The sequence below is a fragment of the Mangrovibacterium sp. genome (genome assembly GCF_059905295.1).
Map to the genome: position 1 here is coordinate 1 of NZ_JBZQJF010000028.1, position 17,989 is coordinate 17,989.

At 41.7% G+C, this 17,989-nt stretch carries 15 protein-coding genes; 1 reads left to right on the plus strand and 14 read right to left on the minus strand.

The genetic code is table 11. The features are described 5' to 3' along the window. From AC37HE_RS01710 to AC37HE_RS01735, 6 genes are all read right to left on the minus strand, one after another. A partial coding sequence (locus AC37HE_RS01710) for a TolC family protein (protein WP_500781042.1) occupies window positions 1–1,121 on the minus strand: 1,121 nt, incomplete at its 3' end. Between the two features lie 23 nt (window positions 1,122–1,144). Further along, window positions 1,145–1,726 carry a TetR/AcrR family transcriptional regulator gene (locus tag AC37HE_RS01715; protein WP_500781043.1) on the minus strand — a complete coding sequence of 194 codons (582 nt, stop codon included), beginning with the start codon at window positions 1,724–1,726 and terminating at the stop codon, window positions 1,145–1,147. Between the two features lie 193 nt (window positions 1,727–1,919). Further along, window positions 1,920–3,482 carry an OmpA family protein gene (locus tag AC37HE_RS01720; protein ID WP_500781044.1) on the minus strand — a complete coding sequence of 521 codons (1,563 nt, stop codon included), beginning with the start codon at window positions 3,480–3,482 and terminating at the stop codon, window positions 1,920–1,922. A 1,203-nt stretch (window positions 3,483–4,685) separates the two neighbouring features. After that, window positions 4,686–5,669 (minus strand): HipA domain-containing protein, encoded by a 984-nt coding sequence (locus tag AC37HE_RS01725; RefSeq protein WP_500781045.1) that lies wholly within the window; start codon window positions 5,667–5,669, stop codon window positions 4,686–4,688. Continuing rightward, window positions 5,666–5,995, minus strand: a complete 330-nt coding sequence (locus tag AC37HE_RS01730) for a HipA N-terminal domain-containing protein (protein ID WP_500781046.1) — start codon at window positions 5,993–5,995, stop codon at window positions 5,666–5,668. The genes AC37HE_RS01725 and AC37HE_RS01730 overlap by 4 nt, the downstream gene beginning before the upstream one ends. Further along, window positions 5,992–6,213 (minus strand): helix-turn-helix domain-containing protein, encoded by a 222-nt coding sequence (locus AC37HE_RS01735; protein ID WP_500781047.1) that lies wholly within the window; start codon window positions 6,211–6,213, stop codon window positions 5,992–5,994. The genes AC37HE_RS01730 and AC37HE_RS01735 overlap by 4 nt, the downstream gene beginning before the upstream one ends. Window positions 6,214–6,583: 370 nt before the next feature. On the opposite strand from AC37HE_RS01735, the gene AC37HE_RS01740 reads away from it, so the two are divergent. Further along, complete coding sequence (locus tag AC37HE_RS01740; RefSeq protein ID WP_500781048.1) at window positions 6,584–6,829, plus strand: type II toxin-antitoxin system Phd/YefM family antitoxin; 246 nt, start codon at window positions 6,584–6,586, stop codon at window positions 6,827–6,829. 88 nt (window positions 6,830–6,917) lie between these two features. Here the strand turns inward: AC37HE_RS01740 and AC37HE_RS01745 are convergent, their stop codons facing one another. The 8 genes from AC37HE_RS01745 to AC37HE_RS01780 all read right to left on the minus strand — a co-directional run bounded on the left by AC37HE_RS01745 (window position 6,918) and on the right by AC37HE_RS01780 (window position 17,976). After that, window positions 6,918–8,036 carry a Fic family protein gene (locus AC37HE_RS01745; protein ID WP_500781049.1) on the minus strand — a complete coding sequence of 373 codons (1,119 nt, stop codon included), beginning with the start codon at window positions 8,034–8,036 and terminating at the stop codon, window positions 6,918–6,920. Window positions 8,037–8,713: 677 nt separating this feature from the next. Continuing rightward, on the minus strand, window positions 8,714–9,313 hold the full coding sequence (locus AC37HE_RS01750; protein ID WP_500781050.1) for a GNAT family N-acetyltransferase: 600 nt from the start codon (window positions 9,311–9,313) through the stop codon (window positions 8,714–8,716). Between the two features lie 10 nt (window positions 9,314–9,323). Beyond that, complete coding sequence (locus AC37HE_RS01755) at window positions 9,324–9,482, minus strand: hypothetical protein (RefSeq protein WP_500781051.1); 159 nt, start codon at window positions 9,480–9,482, stop codon at window positions 9,324–9,326. A gap of 284 nt (window positions 9,483–9,766) precedes the next feature. Continuing rightward, window positions 9,767–11,707, minus strand: a complete 1,941-nt coding sequence (locus tag AC37HE_RS01760) for a hypothetical protein (protein ID WP_500781052.1) — start codon at window positions 11,705–11,707, stop codon at window positions 9,767–9,769. 19 nt (window positions 11,708–11,726) lie between these two features. Continuing rightward, window positions 11,727–12,737: a signal peptidase I gene (lepB, locus tag AC37HE_RS01765; RefSeq protein ID WP_500781053.1), complete on the minus strand. Its 1,011-nt coding sequence runs from the start codon at window positions 12,735–12,737 to the stop codon at window positions 11,727–11,729. A gap of 166 nt (window positions 12,738–12,903) precedes the next feature. Further along, window positions 12,904–13,314, minus strand: coding sequence for a DUF1573 domain-containing protein (locus AC37HE_RS01770; protein ID WP_500781054.1), 411 nt, complete (start codon window positions 13,312–13,314; stop codon window positions 12,904–12,906). Next, window positions 13,311–16,424: an efflux RND transporter permease subunit gene (locus AC37HE_RS01775; RefSeq protein WP_500781055.1), complete on the minus strand. Its 3,114-nt coding sequence runs from the start codon at window positions 16,422–16,424 to the stop codon at window positions 13,311–13,313. Before AC37HE_RS01775 ends, AC37HE_RS01770 begins: the two co-directional genes overlap by 4 nt. Before the next feature lie 49 nt (window positions 16,425–16,473). After that, on the minus strand, window positions 16,474–17,976 hold the full coding sequence (locus AC37HE_RS01780; protein WP_500781056.1) for a TolC family protein: 1,503 nt from the start codon (window positions 17,974–17,976) through the stop codon (window positions 16,474–16,476). Between the last annotated feature and the right edge of the window lie 13 nt (window positions 17,977–17,989).

The following is a 17,989-nucleotide window of genomic DNA, read 5'->3' on the forward strand; positions in this document are numbered from 1 at the left end:
GCATGTTTTTCCAATTCCTGGTAATGCTTGCGTACCAAAATCCGAATATCCTGTACAGCCTGCTCTTTCATAAGACTAATGCTTTCCTTCATCGAACTGTATTCGCGAATCTCGTTTTTACGGCTCATACCGTCGAATAAAGTGAACGAAACGCCAACACCTGCAAACCATTTCGGCACGATATCAGCCAGGTTGCCCGAAGCCAGCATGTAATTGCCCATCAGCGCCACGTCGGGCACATAGGCCGCTTTCTTGGCTTTTAACCCCTGCTCCGACAATTCCTGCATCATAAAAAGTTTATTGATATCGGGATAATACTGAACCGACTGTTCCTCGTAATAAGCAAGTGGTTTCAGCTGTTTTGCCAGGAAAAGCGGAGTTGTTAAATCGGCCGGAATCGAGTCGACACCTAATGTTCCAAGGAGTGCCGTTTGAGCTAAAACACCATCTTTTTGAGCTGCCAGCAATTCGCGCTTTGCATCGGCATAAGCAGCCTCAGCCTGCATCGTTTCCACCGTTGCCGACATCCCGTTTTTCTCCAGCTTTTGAGCATCCTCCAGATGATGCTGAGCAGCATCGAGTGCTTTTTGCCGAACTGTTACGGCATCATTAGCCAATTTCATCTGAAAATAGCGGGTAGCAAGCTCTGTTAACAATTGATTTTGCTCCTTAGTTACCTCTGTTTCCTTGATTTGACTTTTATAGTCAGCGGCTTTCACTGCAGCATTGATTTTTCCACCAGTGAAAAGCGGATATTTCAAATCCATATTAACCGTCCAGAAACTTTTCTGTTGCATCACAAAATTCCAGTTTCCAAGCATATCGCTCGAAGGCAACTGTAACAATTGCGATAGCTGATCGCGCTTCTCATTTAAATTTAAGCCCAAATCGTCATCCAAACGAACAGCCATGCCTGTAAGTTTTAATTCGGGCATCCGTAATGCACCTGCCTGATTTCGCGTATACTTCTCTGCTTCGAGCTGCTTACTAAGCGACTGTAGCTTTTTGTTGTTAAGGATCATCGAATCCTTTGCCTGCTCATAGGTAAACGATTGGGCAAAAGCAGATACTCCCGAAAACAGCAATATCAGCTGAAAAAAGACAATTACTAATTGTTTCATTTTGAATTCCTTTTATCCTGTATCTATTGTAAAGCTTTTAAAATGAATTCGATATTACACTCAACATCATCCGGTGTTAATGATTTATCCGTAAATAGATTACGCAGCCGGATATTGATGAATTGCAGTGTACCTCCAATAACAATCGCAAAAAACTGCTCCGTCGTAATCCTGTTCCTAATTTCTCCGTTTTCCTTTCCCATCCGGACGATATGCTCACATAATTCGACCATCTCCAAGCGGTTACTCTCCGGAATTTCAAACGAGAAATCATTCAGTAGTTTGTGATAAAAGCTAATAGCTTCAGGTTCATTTTCGGCACCGGCATACACCTTTTCAATAAAGGCACGCACCAAATCTTTGACCGTTTTATGTCGATCCATCTGATTGTTCAGCATTTCATGCGTATTTAAGAAACGCTCCTGAAATAGCCCCTCCAGTAGTTCACGCTTTCCATTATAAAATCGATACAGATAACCATCAGAAACACCGGCTTTCTTGGCAATTTGAGCAATTGATGCACCGGAAATGCCTTGTTCTACGACAACCTGCATAGCTGCCTTTTTAATGGATTGCAGCTTGGACTCATCTGTTGGTCGTGCCATAAATATTACTCTTTTAATTAATGAATGAATATTCAGTCATCAAAAATAAGTTAAAATCCGGAACTACGTGCAAAAAAAAATCCCGCCATATGAATGACAGGATTTCCTTAATGTTATGGTAATTTTCGAACAGTCAAGCCCTATTAAAATGAATTGAACTGCAACCAATTCATCCATCGGTTTCAGAGGTTAGCTATTCAATGACTTTAAACTCGGTACGTCGGTTAGCCTGATGTTCTGACTCGCTACAAGGAATACCGTCAGAGCAACGATTGACAAGTTGTGTTTCACCATAACCTTTGGCTACCAGACGATCCTGATCAATACCACGATCGACCAAATACTTAACAACCGATGCCGAACGACGTTCAGACAAACGCTCATTGTAGGAATTCGAAGCTCTACAGTCGGTATGAGAACCCAATTCAATGCGAATATCAGGATTGTCGATCATGATCTTGATCAATCTGTTCAAAACAACTTGTGCATCCGGTCTAATATTAGACTTATCCAAATCGAAATAAAGATTTTCCAGTACAAAGGTTTTCTTCACCTCTAACTTTTCGAGACGGATTGTTAATTCGTAGGTGAATTTGCCAGGGATTATCTCCGCTGTGTAAGTCGTATCCTTCCACATATAACCAGGAGCCATAGCATGAAATTGTTGAAGGGTACCAGGGGATAACTTCAATTTAAAAAGGCCGTTATCTTCCGTGACATTTTGTTCTTTCTCATCATTTATTAGCGACAATTCCACTTCCGGAATCTTATCTCCATTCTCATCATCGACAACCTCTACCTGCAGATTTAGGAATTTGGGGCTAATGTGGACTTTATAGATATCATCCTCCCCTTTGCCGGGACGATTCGAAACAAAATATCCCCATTCAAGATCAGGCGTCACAATAAGCTCGAACTCGTCGGCTTCTGTATTAATTTCCGGTCCAATACTCATCACTGTGGAGCTATCATCAAGCCGGGTATAGTAAATATCAAATCCTCCCATGCCGATACGGCCATCTGAAGCAAAGGATAAGAAGCCTCCCGGCAAATATGTCGGAAACATCTCACCACCTGATGTATTGATTTTTTCACCTAAGTTCACAGGAGCAGACCAATGTCCATCTTTACCCTCCCTGGTACACAGATAAAGATCGTTTCCTCCAAAACCTCCAGGCATATCACTGGTAAAAACAAGGCTATCCCCTGTAATACTAATGGCCGGATGAGCAAAACTATATTCTTTGTCATTATAAGGAAACTCCTCCTGAATATTCCACATACCTTGTTCATCCCGCCCCATAGTAACCAACCTTAAACGGACGATATTCTTTGGAAACATTCCGCGTACAGAATCAGGATGCACAACATTGCTCAATGTTGCAAAGAGCTCTCCAGTTACCTCGCAGTATGCAACAGGTCCTTCGTGATAATCATTGCCAAAGCCGGGAACTAACACTCGTTTTCCAGCCTTGGGACTGATATCCCAACCTTGAGAGGGCTCTCTGTAAACATCGTAAAAAAGCATTTTACGTCGTGCACGTGAGCGAGATTCCAAGTAAGGTTTCCCAACAGAAGAGTAATAAAAGTCGTCTCCGACAAAACAAGGACCAATATCACTGGTCGCGGTATTCAGTGAGTCAAGTACAAGTACCTGGTAGTTCTGCTCTGCGTAAAAATCAGAAGGCTGGGCATTTAAGATCTTACCATATCCGGCAATCAACAGAACCGAAATCAACAATACATTTTTATTCATTTGTCTCTATTTTTCAAAATAATAGAAAGGTCAAGGATCATTAAAACAGTGGTAGTGAAAGCCACACAATGCGATTAGCAGCAACTGATATTTGCCTGTTTAAAGCATAAACGACATCGCACTTTATTACCATAATGTTGATAATACCCTACTGCACTTATATCTGACCAATCGCAATAATCAGCAGTACAGAAGGACAATATAATATAATACACGATGCAAAAAACATGTTTCCTGCATATCCCTTTTTCACCCTCCACAAAGGCGACTATGTTAAAATCTATTACTAATATAAGTTCAGCTCCAAAACCTTGTATTATTAGTCCCTGAACCTAGTCCATTCCTGTTATCTGACTCAAATATAGAAAATTCAAAACTATGAAGTGCAATTATTTCATAATTGTAGTACTAAATTGGATAGACATAGTAATGCCCCCCTATTCAACTAACTAAATAGGGGTGTTTTTGAATTTTTCAAAGGAAAAATAGTCGTATGAATATTATAGGTGAAGTGGTACCCATCCTATCATTGGGTTGATAAGTGGAGTTTCCTGCGATTGGTCGTTAAAGGTTTCCCTCGGTTTGATTCCGGATTACGTTTATAAATTCCGTAATAGACCAGAACTTAAAAATTTCTTACAGAACAAAGCCACTTGTTGCGGTGTAGATGAAATAGTAAATCAGGTAGTAATAACTCTTAAAAAAGAAAAAAGCGCAGTAAGTAAAAGACTTACTGCGCTTTGGCAATTATTCGTAATTGTTATTTATCGTACCCTACTTGACTTCTTCAAAAATAACGACCACTATAAATCAACCACTTATGAAACAATGAGACAAATATGGTACAAATAATATACTATCTTTATCGGTCACAATAGCGGTCAGATCACCACCAAGTATACTAAATCCCAGCAGATATTTTGTATTTTACTACTCATTTTTTGATTGATTTTCTTCAAGATTGTTTTCCAAATTCTCATTTCCCGGGACGAATTAAACAGAACTCCCTCTTTGAACGCTTAGACACTCCTCAAATTCGGAGTAAGAAATTTGCCAAAAGGAAACGGAATAAATAGCCTTGCGGTTTATGCCGTAGTCTTTTGCTGATTTCGACTCCGATTTATCTTTCGGTCGCGGTCAATGAGTACTCTAAGAGTAAAATTTTTCAGAAATACCAACTCTCTTCAGCAAACCGTTTCAGCTTCATTTTCCCATTTGTTTCAATCGTCCGAGATAGGCTTGCCAGTAATTGCGTTTAGCCTTTTCATCCATATACGAGTTCGCAATCAGTTTTTCAACGTCGTTGGATTTACCCAAAAGCAAACGCTTTAGTTTTTCATACGTTATCTCTTGTACACCGGCGCATTCTGCAAGAACCCGGAACTGTTGACTAATTGTACCTTGCTTAAGGTTACGTGGAAGTAATCCATCATGCAAGGCAAAATCAGTATCTTCAATATGCATACGACTATTCAACAAGTCGTATGCAGGGCTTAAACGAAAATCTCCCATCCTCGTTTCCAGAAGCGAAAAGTTCTTAAAATGGGCATCTCCATTTGAAAATAAGTAATTAAATAGTATAAGCCGCAGAAGTTTCGGAGCTTCAATCTTATATGCCGGAACTGTTGCTTTCATGATTTCGAACAGCTCAAGATAATTTCCCTTGTATTTGTAATCTTCGCCATGGGTTTGTGGTGTTCTCCCTGCAAGAGACGCGAAATCTTCCTGCGCCAATTTATTTCCCAAATCGTCATAGTCAAATCTCTTGGTAATATAAGCAGCTGCTCCATCTTGAAAAAATATAAGCGCATTTTCCGCTGTTTCAAGACCAAAAACCTGCCTCGCGATTTGCATCGTCAAATGTTCGTTCGCTGGCAATTGATCCGCACGCTTGCCAATTCCCGGGATAGGCTTCAAGATATAAGTTCCTCGTTCCCCCTCTCGAATCAAGCGCAATTTATTTTTCTCCAGCAATACCGAAAATTTCTCCTGCACCCCGGAGATCGAGAGCTGTTTTTGACTCTGAATAAAAAGATCATCTGTCTCCAGCTTAGTTGCAGGCGAAAAATAAGGCAGTACATGGTAAACCTTCTTACCATTAAAAAGCCATTTTAGACAAGTTCGGCTATAGGTGTTGTACCCCTCGGCTAAAGTGCCAGGACACCTGGTTATTTCTGGTAGGCTCATGGATTATCGATTTTTAAGACCCGAACTGCTCCAATACTATCAAATTTCGCAACCGCTAGCAGCTGCCCGAAATAGTCGTCTCTGTCAATCCTGTTGTAATGACAAAGTACTTGCTTATTTGAGCCCTCGGGAAGCATGTTGAAAAAGAAAGGGAAAAGATTTTTTGAATGATATTCTTTATTCGATTTTGGCAAAGTGAGGCTTATGGAAGGTTTACCATCATCTACCATCCATGCATCACTATACCGGAAAACAAATGCTCCGTCGTCGAGTTGAGTCAAAACACCCGCTTCCATATCCTTATAAAATACCTTAGCTTGTCTCATTTGTCAATAATAACTTCTTTAATCTTCAAACAGATTTCAAAGCCTAATGCATCGGCCATCTTAGATAGAGTCAACAAAGTTGGATTACCCTTCCCGCGCTCAAACTGTTTTATGGTCCTCAGGCCTACACCTGATATTTCGGCCAAGGTTTCTTGCGTGACCTGCATTGACTCACGACGTTCCTTGATTGATTTCACCAACATCTCAAAGTGCTCCATATTGCCCTTTTTCTGCTAAAATAGAAAATTAAATCAACAAATCACGCAAAAGTGCAAGATAATACACTTATACGTGATTTCATTGTTCAATAGTCACTAAAGCAGTCCATAGTGCAACAAAATACACCTTGAATACATTGTCACTACAAACATTGCTAGCTATTCGCGTTCGTATGAGTTGATATTGTTTTGTTTCGGAGGTAATAGATATAGTAAGCCAGCTGTTGCCTGGAGCCGGAAAGCAAGTCTGAACCTTTTTTTCGAATATTACAAGGAAATTACCTCCTACCTAAAACGGGCCGAAAAAATAAAAAGCTTTTACAAACGTACAGTAAATACGTATATTGAGACCTAAGAAAGATCGTAAACCATGAAAGTAGTTAATTATCCAGAATTGAAACAAAACCTAAATTTCAACCTGGACGCAGTTACCGACGGAGAGTTGCTGGTTGTTCATCGCCCGAAGGGGAAAAGCATTGTTATGATGTCTTTGGAAGAGTTTAACGCTTTGCAGGAAACATTTCACTTGAATAAGAGCAAAAGCAACCGCGAACGCCTTGAATGCTCCATTCAGAACATAATTGCAAACTTACACAACCCACTTATTGAAAAATAATGGATATTTTCTTGGTTAAATTTGCTTGGGGGATTATCTGTATTGAATGAATACTGTTAAAACGGTCTAAAAAATCAATTCTGAACACCTACTTACCGCCAGGCATTTCTTTTAGTTCATAATTTGTACTTCGCCCACCGCTTGCTTCTTTTTGCAAAATATTTTTTTTAATCAAGTCTTGAATATCACGAAGTGCAGTATCTTGAGAACATTTATTTATTTTCCCCCATTTTGAGGTTGTCAACTTTCCTTCAAATCCATCGAGAAGTCGATTAATTATCTTCTGTTGTCTGTCATTGAGAATAGTAGTGGAATGTAATTTCCAAAATTCCGCTTTATGTAGAATTTTTGATAATGTCTCTTCTGTTGAATCTATCGCATTAATCAAGCATTCCAAAAACCATAAAATCCATTCCGTGATATCTGAATTTCCTTTTTGAGCTTTTTCAAGTTTTTCATAATACTGTTTCCTTTCAACTCTAATTTGAGCTGACATACTGTAGAATCGTCTAATACTCTTATCTGAACGAGCCAACATCATATCGGTAATTGCTCTTGTTATTCGTCCATTTCCATCGTCGAAAGGATGAATAGATACAAACCATAAATGAGCAATAGCCGCCTTAAGAACTAAGTCTATTTCATGTTCGCTTTCAAACCAGTCTAAAAACTTTCTCATTTCAAATTCAATCCTATCAGAACTAGGCGCTTGAAAGTGAACTTTTTCTTTTCCCATCGGTCCTGATACGACTTGCATTGGACCAGTTGAATCTTTTCGCCAATCGGCAACCGTAATTTTATAAAGATTACTCCAGCCTGTTGGAAACAAAGCGGCATGCCACCCAAATAATCTATCCTTTGTCAAGGGTAAATCGTATCGTTGCGTAGCATCAAGCATCATTTCAACGACTCCTTCAACATGACGTTCTGACTCTACAGAACCAGCTATCTCAATTCCGAGTCGCCGGGCAATGGAAGAACGAACTTGCTCTATTTCCAAAAACTCGCCCTCAATTTCAGATGATTTAGTAACATCCAATGTCAGCGTATTTAAAACCGCCTCATTTTGCAGATCAAATCCCAGAGATTCCATTCTACCTAAAAGTCTTCCCTGTTGGTTTCTGGCTTCACCAAGTTTTATCATCACTTTCTTGTTGTCCCATGTGAAGTCTGTCCAATTTTCTTTCTGGTGTAAGTAGATATTCATTCTCCGCATTTTATGCGACAAATATAAGGTTTATTCTCCGCATGCAGAACTTTCTCCGCGAAATTTGCGCCGAATAAAACATCTAACCTCCGCACCTTATGTTTTTTCTTGTCTGGCAGTAACGGTCCCTTTGCCCAGTATTCAATGGGAACCTCCCCATCGGCCTCTTACGGATCACTCCATATTCAACAAAGGTACCGTTGTGAAACTCGAGGATCTCATCAATAAAGCGTTCGAATTGATATTGTTTTCCTTACGGGATGGACAATACCGCAGGGCTGCCGCTGGTTTGGGAGGGAAAGGCAAGTTTGTTGCCGGAAAGGAATGAAACGGAATGCAATGGAGTGGAATGGATTAGAGGTAGCAAGCTTGCATGGGTTGCCGAGGTGGCTGAACGCAAAGAGCGAAGGTACGGAGGCAGTTACGCGATAGCGTAGCGCCGAAGTGTCCTGCAGCGAATGGAGTGAAGCGTCCTCAGGCAATGGCCGTAAAACACATAGCCTTGCACCTCAAACGGGTGGTTGGGGGATTTTTGTGGACTTGTGTAACGTTGCAGGGGCACCCAGTGCGTGATCCAGGGTGCTCTGAGATGAGAAGCAATTTCCACATAATTCTTACAGTGCACCACATACTATTAATTCAACCTGCAAATTCGTAACAGTTGAATACGGATTCTCCTAAAGCAATGCACTCAAAACAATCAAATCAAAATACATGAGCCGCGTTTTTAGTTCGTCATCTTTATCTAGTCCCATATATTGCTTTTCCTGTTCTTCTGTTGAGAAGAGAAACTCAAAGTCGTTTTTTTGATAGTAAACCAATGGTTCCTCTTCGTTATAGGAATCAACTACTACAAAACGACACCCGGTTTTATTATTCGTATCAATAAACCATGCCTTGATAAAATCCATCAATTCGCGTCCAAGACCCAAACGTTTATAATCTGTATTCACGCCGAGGCGGCCAATAAGTACCGCTGGATAGCTCTTAAAGTGCTTTTGCCTTGGAATCTTCTTCGAAACTTTCTTTTTCCTATTATTGGGAAGCGTATTCGCCTTTATACTATCGTTTGAAATTGTAAAAGCACATACGACAATCTCCGGCTTTTCATCTAACCGAAAACAATAGCTCTTTCCTAAAAGTTCTCTGGAATAATTAACTGAATCGTTGGCGAAAAAATCATTTAAATCGGCATGCCCGCAATTGAAAGGATAAGAAGTATCCAGAATTTCCTGATCGAATACGGAAAAGGTGCATTTTTCAGCAAGAAATCCCATACCGCCTTTTTTAGCGCATATTTGCTTTTTTCAAAATGGCATGGCTAACCTCAACCTGCTTACTGAAATTGACAGAAGCACGTTTAACAGAAGTTTTCGAGGCCTTTTTCACAAAGACCTTTGCATCCTTACTTTTCAAAGTTGGTATACTTTTAATTGCAATAGCCATAATGCCTTAGTATTTTACGCAAAGTAAGTAAATACAAAACAAACAAGCAAATATCGAATTTAACTTTCCTGATTTTAAACCTCGATGAAAATATCGTGTAAGACAATCTCCTAATTATTTGATCAAACTATTCCAAAACCACTGCCTTAAATATTTCCTATCTGGGATCAAGTGACGACGCCATGAAACTACTGCCAAGATTATTCGTTCTTGTTCTGATGATGTCGTCGATAAAAGATGCAAAACACTAACTCCAATATATCGACCAGTTACCAACCAATTCCCTACCACCAAATTTGTTTCCCATTTTCGTATGTAAATACTCTTTCTTCTTTTCCTTCTGTTAAACACCTAAGCCAATATATCGTTCCAGACGGGATGTCCTCATAATTGAGAAAATAGTCAGTCGCCTTTTTTTGCCCAGCGGAATGCCATCCGTCATTCCAGAATAATAATTCATACTTGTTTCCTGGGATAATAAAATTTGTATCGTTTCTTGGGCAAAGCTGAACTTCCGTTATTCGGGTAGGGTGTCCAAGATCCATTATGATAGCTGTATCTACCATGTAACTATCAAAGTCATTATCAAATAATTTTAAGTACCTTTCGTCTAATTCGCCTTTAGGATTACGAACATCGTAATTTTGTACTTTGTTGCCGCAACTGTCAGAAAAACAAGCTAAATAGGCGAGACGGAATTTTTTATTTTCGTTTGATTTTACTTTCAGGTATTGGTACTTGTTGTGAGTTTTGATTTCAAATTTGTCGACAAAAAAGGGATATTTGTCGATTACGGCAAGTTGCTCTTTTTCTTCAAAATTCTTGTCATTAGATCCCCAAACAGAACAATTCTTCAGGTCTTTAACATGAGCAGCGGAATATGAAAAAAGTGGATACTTTCGAAAAAGTCTCATGTTGATCTTTTTATTTAAATTGCATTTTAGCTCACGTTTTCGACCAAGACTGTCCAGAATAAACGGGGTATCAATTGGAATCAAGTCTTGATTACTACTTACCATTGGTAGATAAAGAATATTCTTTCCTAGTTTTTTAAAATGAGCATTTCCGAGCCAATTAAAAGAAGCAAAGCCCACCGGTCTCCATCCATTAGTATCGAAAGTAGCGAGATAGCCGATTTTAACCCCTTCAAAAGGATTATGCCACATATCTATACTTGCGGTCACTAAATATTCTTGGGTTACATCCAGCATATTGGGTTGAATTAATTTTGTATATAACTGATCTTTAGGCACTCTATTCATTATTTGCGCTATTTCCGGCTGGATGCTCCATGTTCGACGATAGACCTTAGGAATAGTTTTTTCGTACTGGATAGTCAAGTAAGGAGGAATCTCATCGTTGTGAAAATTAGGTCTGTTTTTGGGCTGCATCGCTGCATTCAGGTTATCAACTAAATTCAATGTGTCATTAGCGTTATCTAGTAATTTGTCAACCTGAATATTTTTGTTTGCGAGTCCTACATAAGCATGTCTGGCATAAGTCCTATTTCCCCATGCTGGAATGTAGTCGAAAGTCGCTGGAGCACCAGCAGCTCTCAAGTAATAAATCATTAATCGGCTTCTGGCAACACAATCACCTTCTGCGCTGTAATTAAGCCACGTAAAATTGCTTTCAGACGGATACAAACTCTTTATTTCGAATTTGCTTGATAGAGACCAAAAGATACCATTCCGGAGAAAGGAGTACAGGCTATCTAAATTATTAAGAATAGGTTGTTGCAAAACCAAATTGGAATAACTTGATAAAAGCGAATCCCTCCAATTGTCAACAAATTCTAATTCTTGCTTGTAAGGGAGAATATACTCAACAAAGTCGTTAACAGAAATTTCATTTCTCCACTCAGACTTGGATAATGCCAAAAAAGCTAAACTATCCTGGGCCTGAAGGAAGCTAGAGGATATATACTCCTTGTCAATAAGGACATAGGGCTTTGCTGTTTGATTTGACAATAGTGAATTTAGCTTTTTCTTTGACGAATCATTAATTGTCTTGTAACTACAATCGGAAATTATCCTGTTGATCGTTTCGATTGAATCCAATGAGCAACGCAATAGCGTAATTTTAGTGGAGATTATTTGGTCATTTATTGTTTGCGCTGATTTTAAAAATAAATCCTTTTCTTCGTCTGAGAATTTAATGTTCTTGGGTGTACATGCTTCCGCAATAAGAAACAAACAAAAGATAAACAGAGATATTCCCTTCATACTTTTTTAGGTTTTACAACTAGATTATTGGTTTAAAAATTCTTTTTGAAGCATTCGTGATTTTTTGTGTGGTACTGAATAAGATCAGACTGGCCTTACCGACGATCTCTTCTTCAGGAACCACTCCCCAAAACCTCGAATCGTTTGAGAAATTTCGGTTGTCGCCTAACATGAAGTAATAATCATGTTTAAAAGTAAACGTGTCGGTTTGTTTTCCTTTTAAATAGAACTCGCCATCAATAAATTCTAATTTTTCTTTTTCCAATCGGGAAATAACACTTCTGTAAATGGCGAAATTCTTTTCTGTTAATAAAAGAGTCATCCCCTTGGCAGGAATAATAAATGGTCCAAAATCAGCTATTGTCCAGTCTATCGTTTTGTCTTTATTATACACATAATTGTCTTCATGATGAGGAATTAGCTCTGTTCTTATCGAATCGATGAAATTGTACTTTTGAAGTGTATTTTTCTGTTTCGCACTCAAATTTAAACGTAAGTACTCCGTTGAGTTCTTACCGAAATAATTTCCCGGGAGAATTTCTATTTCCTCTTGTTTCAAGGTTTGGTCAACATTGTTCGAGAGTTTTAGCCAGGTATCGTATATTTTCTTCGCATCCGGAGCTTCACCAAGAATATTCCGGTTAATTGTAACTGTGGAATTGTCAATGAGGACCGTATCGCCGGGAAGGCCAACACAGCGTTTTACAAGGAAAAAGTCTCGTCGCCTTGAATAAGGATGGCGAAAAACAACCACATCATTTCGTTGAACCGCAGATATTCCTTTAAGCCTTAGGTACTTCCACCATACCTCGTTCCGCCGGGACCAAGCCTTTTTATTTTGAGCACAGATCATGTTTATCCACGGAATCTCAAAAGGAGAACGAGGCATTTTGGGCCCCACTGTTAATTTATTTACCAGAATAACATCACCCGGGAATAATGTATTCTCCATCGAGCCGCTTGGGATCGAAAATACTTCGAACAAAAATAGCCGCACCAAAATAGCTACACAAAAAACGAATATAAACATGAACACGGATTTTATCCCCCTGCCCAGCCACACAGGTTTCCGAACAATTTTTAGCTTACTGATCAGCCAATAAACCCCGATGACCAAAGCTAGCAAAAGGGGCAGCCATAGCAGCCCTGTAAGAAGGCCAATCAACAGGATAAGTCCGGCCATTACTGCAATTTTCTTATTTCTCATCCAGAGTCCCTTCCAAATCATCCGGGTACGCCACTTCTCCTTTTATGCTCAGTTCTTTGGGTGAATCCTTCCCGTTGTAATACACTTTAATGGTTTTATGGAACACTCCGGGGAAATCGGCATCATACTTTATCTTAATTTTCCCGCTGCTACCAGGTTTTACCGGCTTCTTTGTCCACTCCGGCACCGTACAGCCGCAGGAAGTTTTAACATCCAGAATCAGTAGGGGTGTTTCTCCTGGATTCGAAAACTGAAAGCTGCAAGAAGCTTCTTTTTGGTAGGGAATAGAGCCGAAGTCTTGCTCCGCTTTTGAAAAGTCTATAACAGCATCATTGGTCATCACTGCAGTTGTGCAGGCACAAACTAAGAGCACCAGAATTAGGGTAACTATTTTATTCATTTCGAGGAATGTTTTGTATTCGGGTTAACTGCGGAACGAATATTCAAATTTTTATTCCGGTTTAAATAATAATAGGCCAAAGGCACAAAATACAGGCTAACAAAAGTTCCAATGGTCATCCCGCCAATAATGGCCCAAGCCAGTGGCTGTTGGAGGCGCGAGCCCATATCATGCCCCCATAGGAAGGGCACCATGGCTAGGATGGTGGTAGCGCTGGTCATCAAGATTGGCTTAAGCCGTCGGCGGCCACCAATGTGAATGGCCTCCAGTACCGGCTGCCCATTGCGCACCAGCCCGTTTATTGTATCGATTTTTAAAATCGAATCGTTAATAATAATTCCGGTCATCACCACAATGCCGATCATACTCATCAGGTTCAGACTGTTGCCGCTTAGCCACAGCAAAAGCAGGGCTCCGGCAATATCGATCGGGATTTCAATGAAAACAATAAATGGTTGCAGCACCGACTCAAACTGCGAGGCAAGGATAAAGTAGAGCAACAGCAAAGCAACAACCAGTACAATAACCAGCTCTTTAAACAGCTCGCGGTTCGCAAATAAGGAACCGGCAAACTTAACATGCACGTTAGGGTAACTTTTCAATACCTCGTGAACCTGCCGTTGTATCACACCCAACTCATTGTCAGTAATATCAAACGACAGTGAAGCGTACCCCCCCTCCTTACCACCCTGCAACAGTTTGTAGCCGGCAATCCGCCTTACTGTTACCAGCTGATCTACCGGAACCTGCCCTTTGGCATTGCTCTGCACCCGGACAGAACGAATAACCGTATAGATATCTTGTTGCTTGCCGGTCAGTACCACCGGCACTTCGTACTGCCCTTGGCGAAGGGTAAACAGCGACAACCGGTTCAGCGATTTTTTCAGGACGCTGGTCAAACGGGCTACTGGGATATCGTAAAGCTTAATTCGGTCAAAACGGGGACTGATCTCATAATATTCCTGCAAAGGCGCTTTTCTCTCAGGCGATTTGGCAAACAGTTTCGTGATGTCGGCAGCAATCTTATTCAAAACTTCGGGATCGGGAACAGGGGTACTGCCATCGGTCCACAACCGGATCTCCAGGGGAGACTCGTTATCCCCGAATATCTTTTCAAAAATCGTTTCGGGGGGAGATATTTCGTAGAGCGCTTCCGGGTAATTGGCTGTCATCCACTGCCTGACTTCATTCAAGGCATCTTTCCTGTCCACTGCATTTTCAGCCTGAAAATAAATTTTGGCCTCCGATGCCCCCAGCACATCACCTTGTTCCAGGATAAAGCTTTGTTCGCCCACCATGCACGAAAGCTGCACCGTCAGGCTGTCTATTGCTGACCTCAGCTCCTCCATGCGCCTTTGATTCTCGTTCACCCCAATGTTCCGGTTCCAATCAATGGTGATTTCAGCCTCAGTCTGTTCAAAAGCCGGAAAACGCTCTTTCGTTAAGGCAGAAAACGCCCATACGCCAACCAATATAAACAGGAATGTACCCACCAAAAACCACCGCCTGTTTGCAAAAATCCAATCGTAACCCCTAGCATAGCTGTTCTCTATATTCCGGTAAAACTGCATCCACTGCAGCGCTTTGGGCTTTTCACCTACCCTTGCTTTTGGCTTCTTTCCCGTTCTACGGTAAAAAACAGCGTACAGGACGGGGATCAGAGTGATGGAAACAATCAGCGATGCGCCCAGCCCGATGGTGATAGCCATAGCCTGGTCGTAAAACAAAGCCCCGGCAATGCCGCTCAAAAAGATCAGCGGGACAAACACGGCACAGGTGGTCAGCACCGAGCTGATCAGCGGGCGTATAACCTCGTTGGTTCCGGCAATAGTAGCCTGAATCACACCTTTTCTGTTTTCCGAATAATACTGGGAAATGTTATCGATGACGATAATTGAATTGTCAATCATCATTCCCACACCCAATATCAGCCCCGAGAGAGATATAATGTTGATGGACAAATTAAACAAGTAGAAGAACAGCAAACTAACCACCAAACTGACCGGGATGGAAACACCGATCAGGATGGGGGATTTTAAATCTTTCAGGAAAAGCAGCATGATCAGGAAGGCCAGGATACCACCAATTATCAAGCTGCTTTGAAGGTTAGAAATGGAATAATCCAGCAGTTCAGTCTGGTTGCGCGACAGCTCAAAGCGCAGACGGGGATAATCTTCGTTCAGGTTGTCCATTAGTTTCCCAGTCTGTTCCTTCAGGTCTTCCATCCGGGCATCCGATTTTTTAATGACTGCCATGATGATGGCCTGCCCTTTTTTATCCACAAAAACGCCCTTGCCCGATTTGGGGCGAACTTCAATTTTCGTCAGTTCACCCAATGTAAAAATACGGTCGCCCGAGCGGAGGCTGATCTGCTCAATGTCGCGCCGGTTTTTAAGCAGTGTGGCATATTTTACATTGAACTCGTACATACCGTTGCGTACGCGGATATTGCCCAGCGAAATGTTGTTTTCTTCCAATGCCGACTGAATGGTACTATAGTCAATGCCCAAAACCCGGAGCTTATCCAGGTCGGCAGAAATCCTGATTTCAGGATACTCCATCCCGCTGATATCTACCATAGCCACTTCCGGAAGTTGTTCCACCCGCTTTTTGATGACTTGTTCGCAAAATTCGCTTAGCTCCATAAAACGCTCTTTGCTCTCATCGGCGTACTCCTGTTTTAGCATCACGGTCATGTAGAATACCGGGATATCAGTAGCCGATGCCTTGATGATACGGGGACGCTCAAAATCAGAAGGCATAGAAGGCATTAAACCGTCCATCTTCTCGTTCACCTCCACAAAGGCGTAATTAATATCTGTGCCGTATTTAAAGGTCAACCGCACGGTGCCTTGCTCGTTAGTGGCCACACTCTGAATATCGTTAAGATGGCCGAGCTGCAACATCTGGCGGCGTATTGGGCGGATGTAATTCTGTTCCATCTCGTTCACAGGTTTATCGGGCGCCGAGACCTGGATGGTGATTTCGGGGATCGCAATATCCGGCAATAACGAGATCGGGATCAGGTTCATAGCTGCTAATCCTAAAATCAGGAACGCAATAAAGGTCATGATTACGGCAACAGGCCTTTTTACAAGAAATTCTACCATTTGTAATTCAGTTTAAACCAATCTCCCGTGCAGGGGAGTGGAGGAATGGTCATTCATATGTTTCTATTATCTTGTCGAAATCGGCTTCCAAATCAGCGCCAATCTCAAAATCATACAGGCAAAGCCTGCGGATGGAATAAAGCTGCACCCAAAAGTTGCTGAGCGAATTCAGGTAGCTGTTTTGGGCGTTCTGCATGTCGGTGTAGGAACTGTTTACCTCGAGTACGCTGGCTTTTCCCAGCATAAACTGCTGTTGCACCACCTGGTAAGTAACTTGAGCAATGCTGTCGGCCTGGGCAGCTGCGGCCACCTGTTTGTATTTTATGTTGAAGCCATTGACCAAATTGATTACCTGAAGACTGATCGCATCCCGTTCTTTGCGTGCGCTCTCTTCTGCCAGTTCTCGGTTAAGTTCGGCTTGGGTGATGGCTCGCCTGGTATCGCCCCAGTCCACAAGCGGGATCGATAAGGTCAGCGACAGGGATTCCTGGTTTTTCAAGTCCCGGTAAGCATCGGTCAGCTTCTCCTGGTTTTGGTTCAAACCAACTGTCGCACTGAAATTGGCCGAAAAACGGTTTGCTTTAGCCATTTTCACCGAGCGTTCAGCCATCAGCAGTTTGTTTTCCAGCGCTGCCATATCCGGGTTATTGTCAAAGGCTTTTAATAGCGCATCTGCGGCGGAAACCACAAAATCAGGGATTTGCGAAGGGATCTGGCAACGGATTTGCGTTTCCCTCGGAAGCTCAAGAAAGTTGTTCATAGCTAACCGGGCTTCGTCAAGTGCTAACAGGCAACTTTCGAGCGAAATGCCCGCATTGACCTTCCGTAGTTGCAGTTTAAGGTAATTATCCCGCGAGATCGCTCCTATATCAAGCTTCTTTTTCCCGAAAAAAAACAGGGTATCGGCGTTGCTTTTGTTCAGCTCCGCAATCTTGCAGCTCATCTCGGCATTCAGCAGGTTAAAGAACAGATTGATGGTTTTTATCTTGGTGTTTTCAACATCCTCCAGATATTGTTTGCGTGCCTGCCGATAGCTTACCGAATCCATTCTGATTCGCCATTTGAATGTATTCACCCCGGTCAGGTTTTGCGAATAACTCAGGGTTACCGGGTTAGAAATATAAGCTAAATAGTCGTCCCCCTGTTCCTTAAAGGTTTTGTACCGGTACAGCGACGAGTTCATGGTGACTGTACCTCCGGTCTTGGCAACGTACTGGGTCAATGAGATTCGTCCGCTTGAGGTCAGGCTTTGAACCTCGTAGGGGCGGTATTGTTGGTCGTTCGAGTCCCATTGCTCTTCGATGGAGCGGCTGTAATTGGACGGAGTGACCGAAAGGGTCGCTTTGGGGAACAGCAACCTTAAAGATGTTTGGTAATCGAGTGCGCTGGATAAAAAGCTGTTTTTTGCACTGAAAGCCTCGAACGATTTTAGCTTGCCCAAGGCAATCGCCTCATCCAGCGTTAACTCCATGGTCTGTGCATGTACCTGATTCCATATCATTACCGCGCCGGCCAATAAGATTAGTCGTTTGCTTAGCTGAAATAGTATCATCGCTTGTTTTAAA

Bases quoted from the DNA above. Each gene is read 5' to 3' on its own strand.
- AC37HE_RS01725 (WP_500781045.1), bottom strand. From the start codon at position 5,669: ATGAGCCTACCAGAAATAACCAGGTGTCCTGGCACTTTAGCCGAGGGG.
- AC37HE_RS01720 (WP_500781044.1), bottom strand. From the start codon at position 3,482: ATGAATAAAAATGTATTGTTGATTTCGGTTCTGTTGATTGCCGGATAT.
- AC37HE_RS01760 (WP_500781052.1), bottom strand. From the start codon at position 11,707: ATGAAGGGAATATCTCTGTTTATCTTTTGTTTGTTTCTTATTGCGGAA.
- lepB (WP_500781053.1), bottom strand. From the start codon at position 12,737: ATGTTTATATTCGTTTTTTGTGTAGCTATTTTGGTGCGGCTATTTTTG.
- AC37HE_RS01775 (WP_500781055.1), bottom strand. From the start codon at position 16,424: ATGGTAGAATTTCTTGTAAAAAGGCCTGTTGCCGTAATCATGACCTTT.
- AC37HE_RS01755 (WP_500781051.1), bottom strand. From the start codon at position 9,482: ATGGCTATTGCAATTAAAAGTATACCAACTTTGAAAAGTAAGGATGCA.
- AC37HE_RS01745 (WP_500781049.1), bottom strand. From the start codon at position 8,036: ATGAATATCTACTTACACCAGAAAGAAAATTGGACAGACTTCACATGG.
- AC37HE_RS01730 (WP_500781046.1), bottom strand. From the start codon at position 5,995: ATGAGACAAGCTAAGGTATTTTATAAGGATATGGAAGCGGGTGTTTTG.
- AC37HE_RS01740 (WP_500781048.1), top strand. From the start codon at position 6,584: ATGAAAGTAGTTAATTATCCAGAATTGAAACAAAACCTAAATTTCAAC.
- AC37HE_RS01750 (WP_500781050.1), bottom strand. From the start codon at position 9,313: ATGGGATTTCTTGCTGAAAAATGCACCTTTTCCGTATTCGATCAGGAA.
- AC37HE_RS01780 (WP_500781056.1), bottom strand. From the start codon at position 17,976: ATGATACTATTTCAGCTAAGCAAACGACTAATCTTATTGGCCGGCGCG.
- AC37HE_RS01735 (WP_500781047.1), bottom strand. From the start codon at position 6,213: ATGGAGCACTTTGAGATGTTGGTGAAATCAATCAAGGAACGTCGTGAG.
- AC37HE_RS01715 (WP_500781043.1), bottom strand. From the start codon at position 1,726: ATGGCACGACCAACAGATGAGTCCAAGCTGCAATCCATTAAAAAGGCA.
- AC37HE_RS01770 (WP_500781054.1), bottom strand. From the start codon at position 13,314: ATGAATAAAATAGTTACCCTAATTCTGGTGCTCTTAGTTTGTGCCTGC.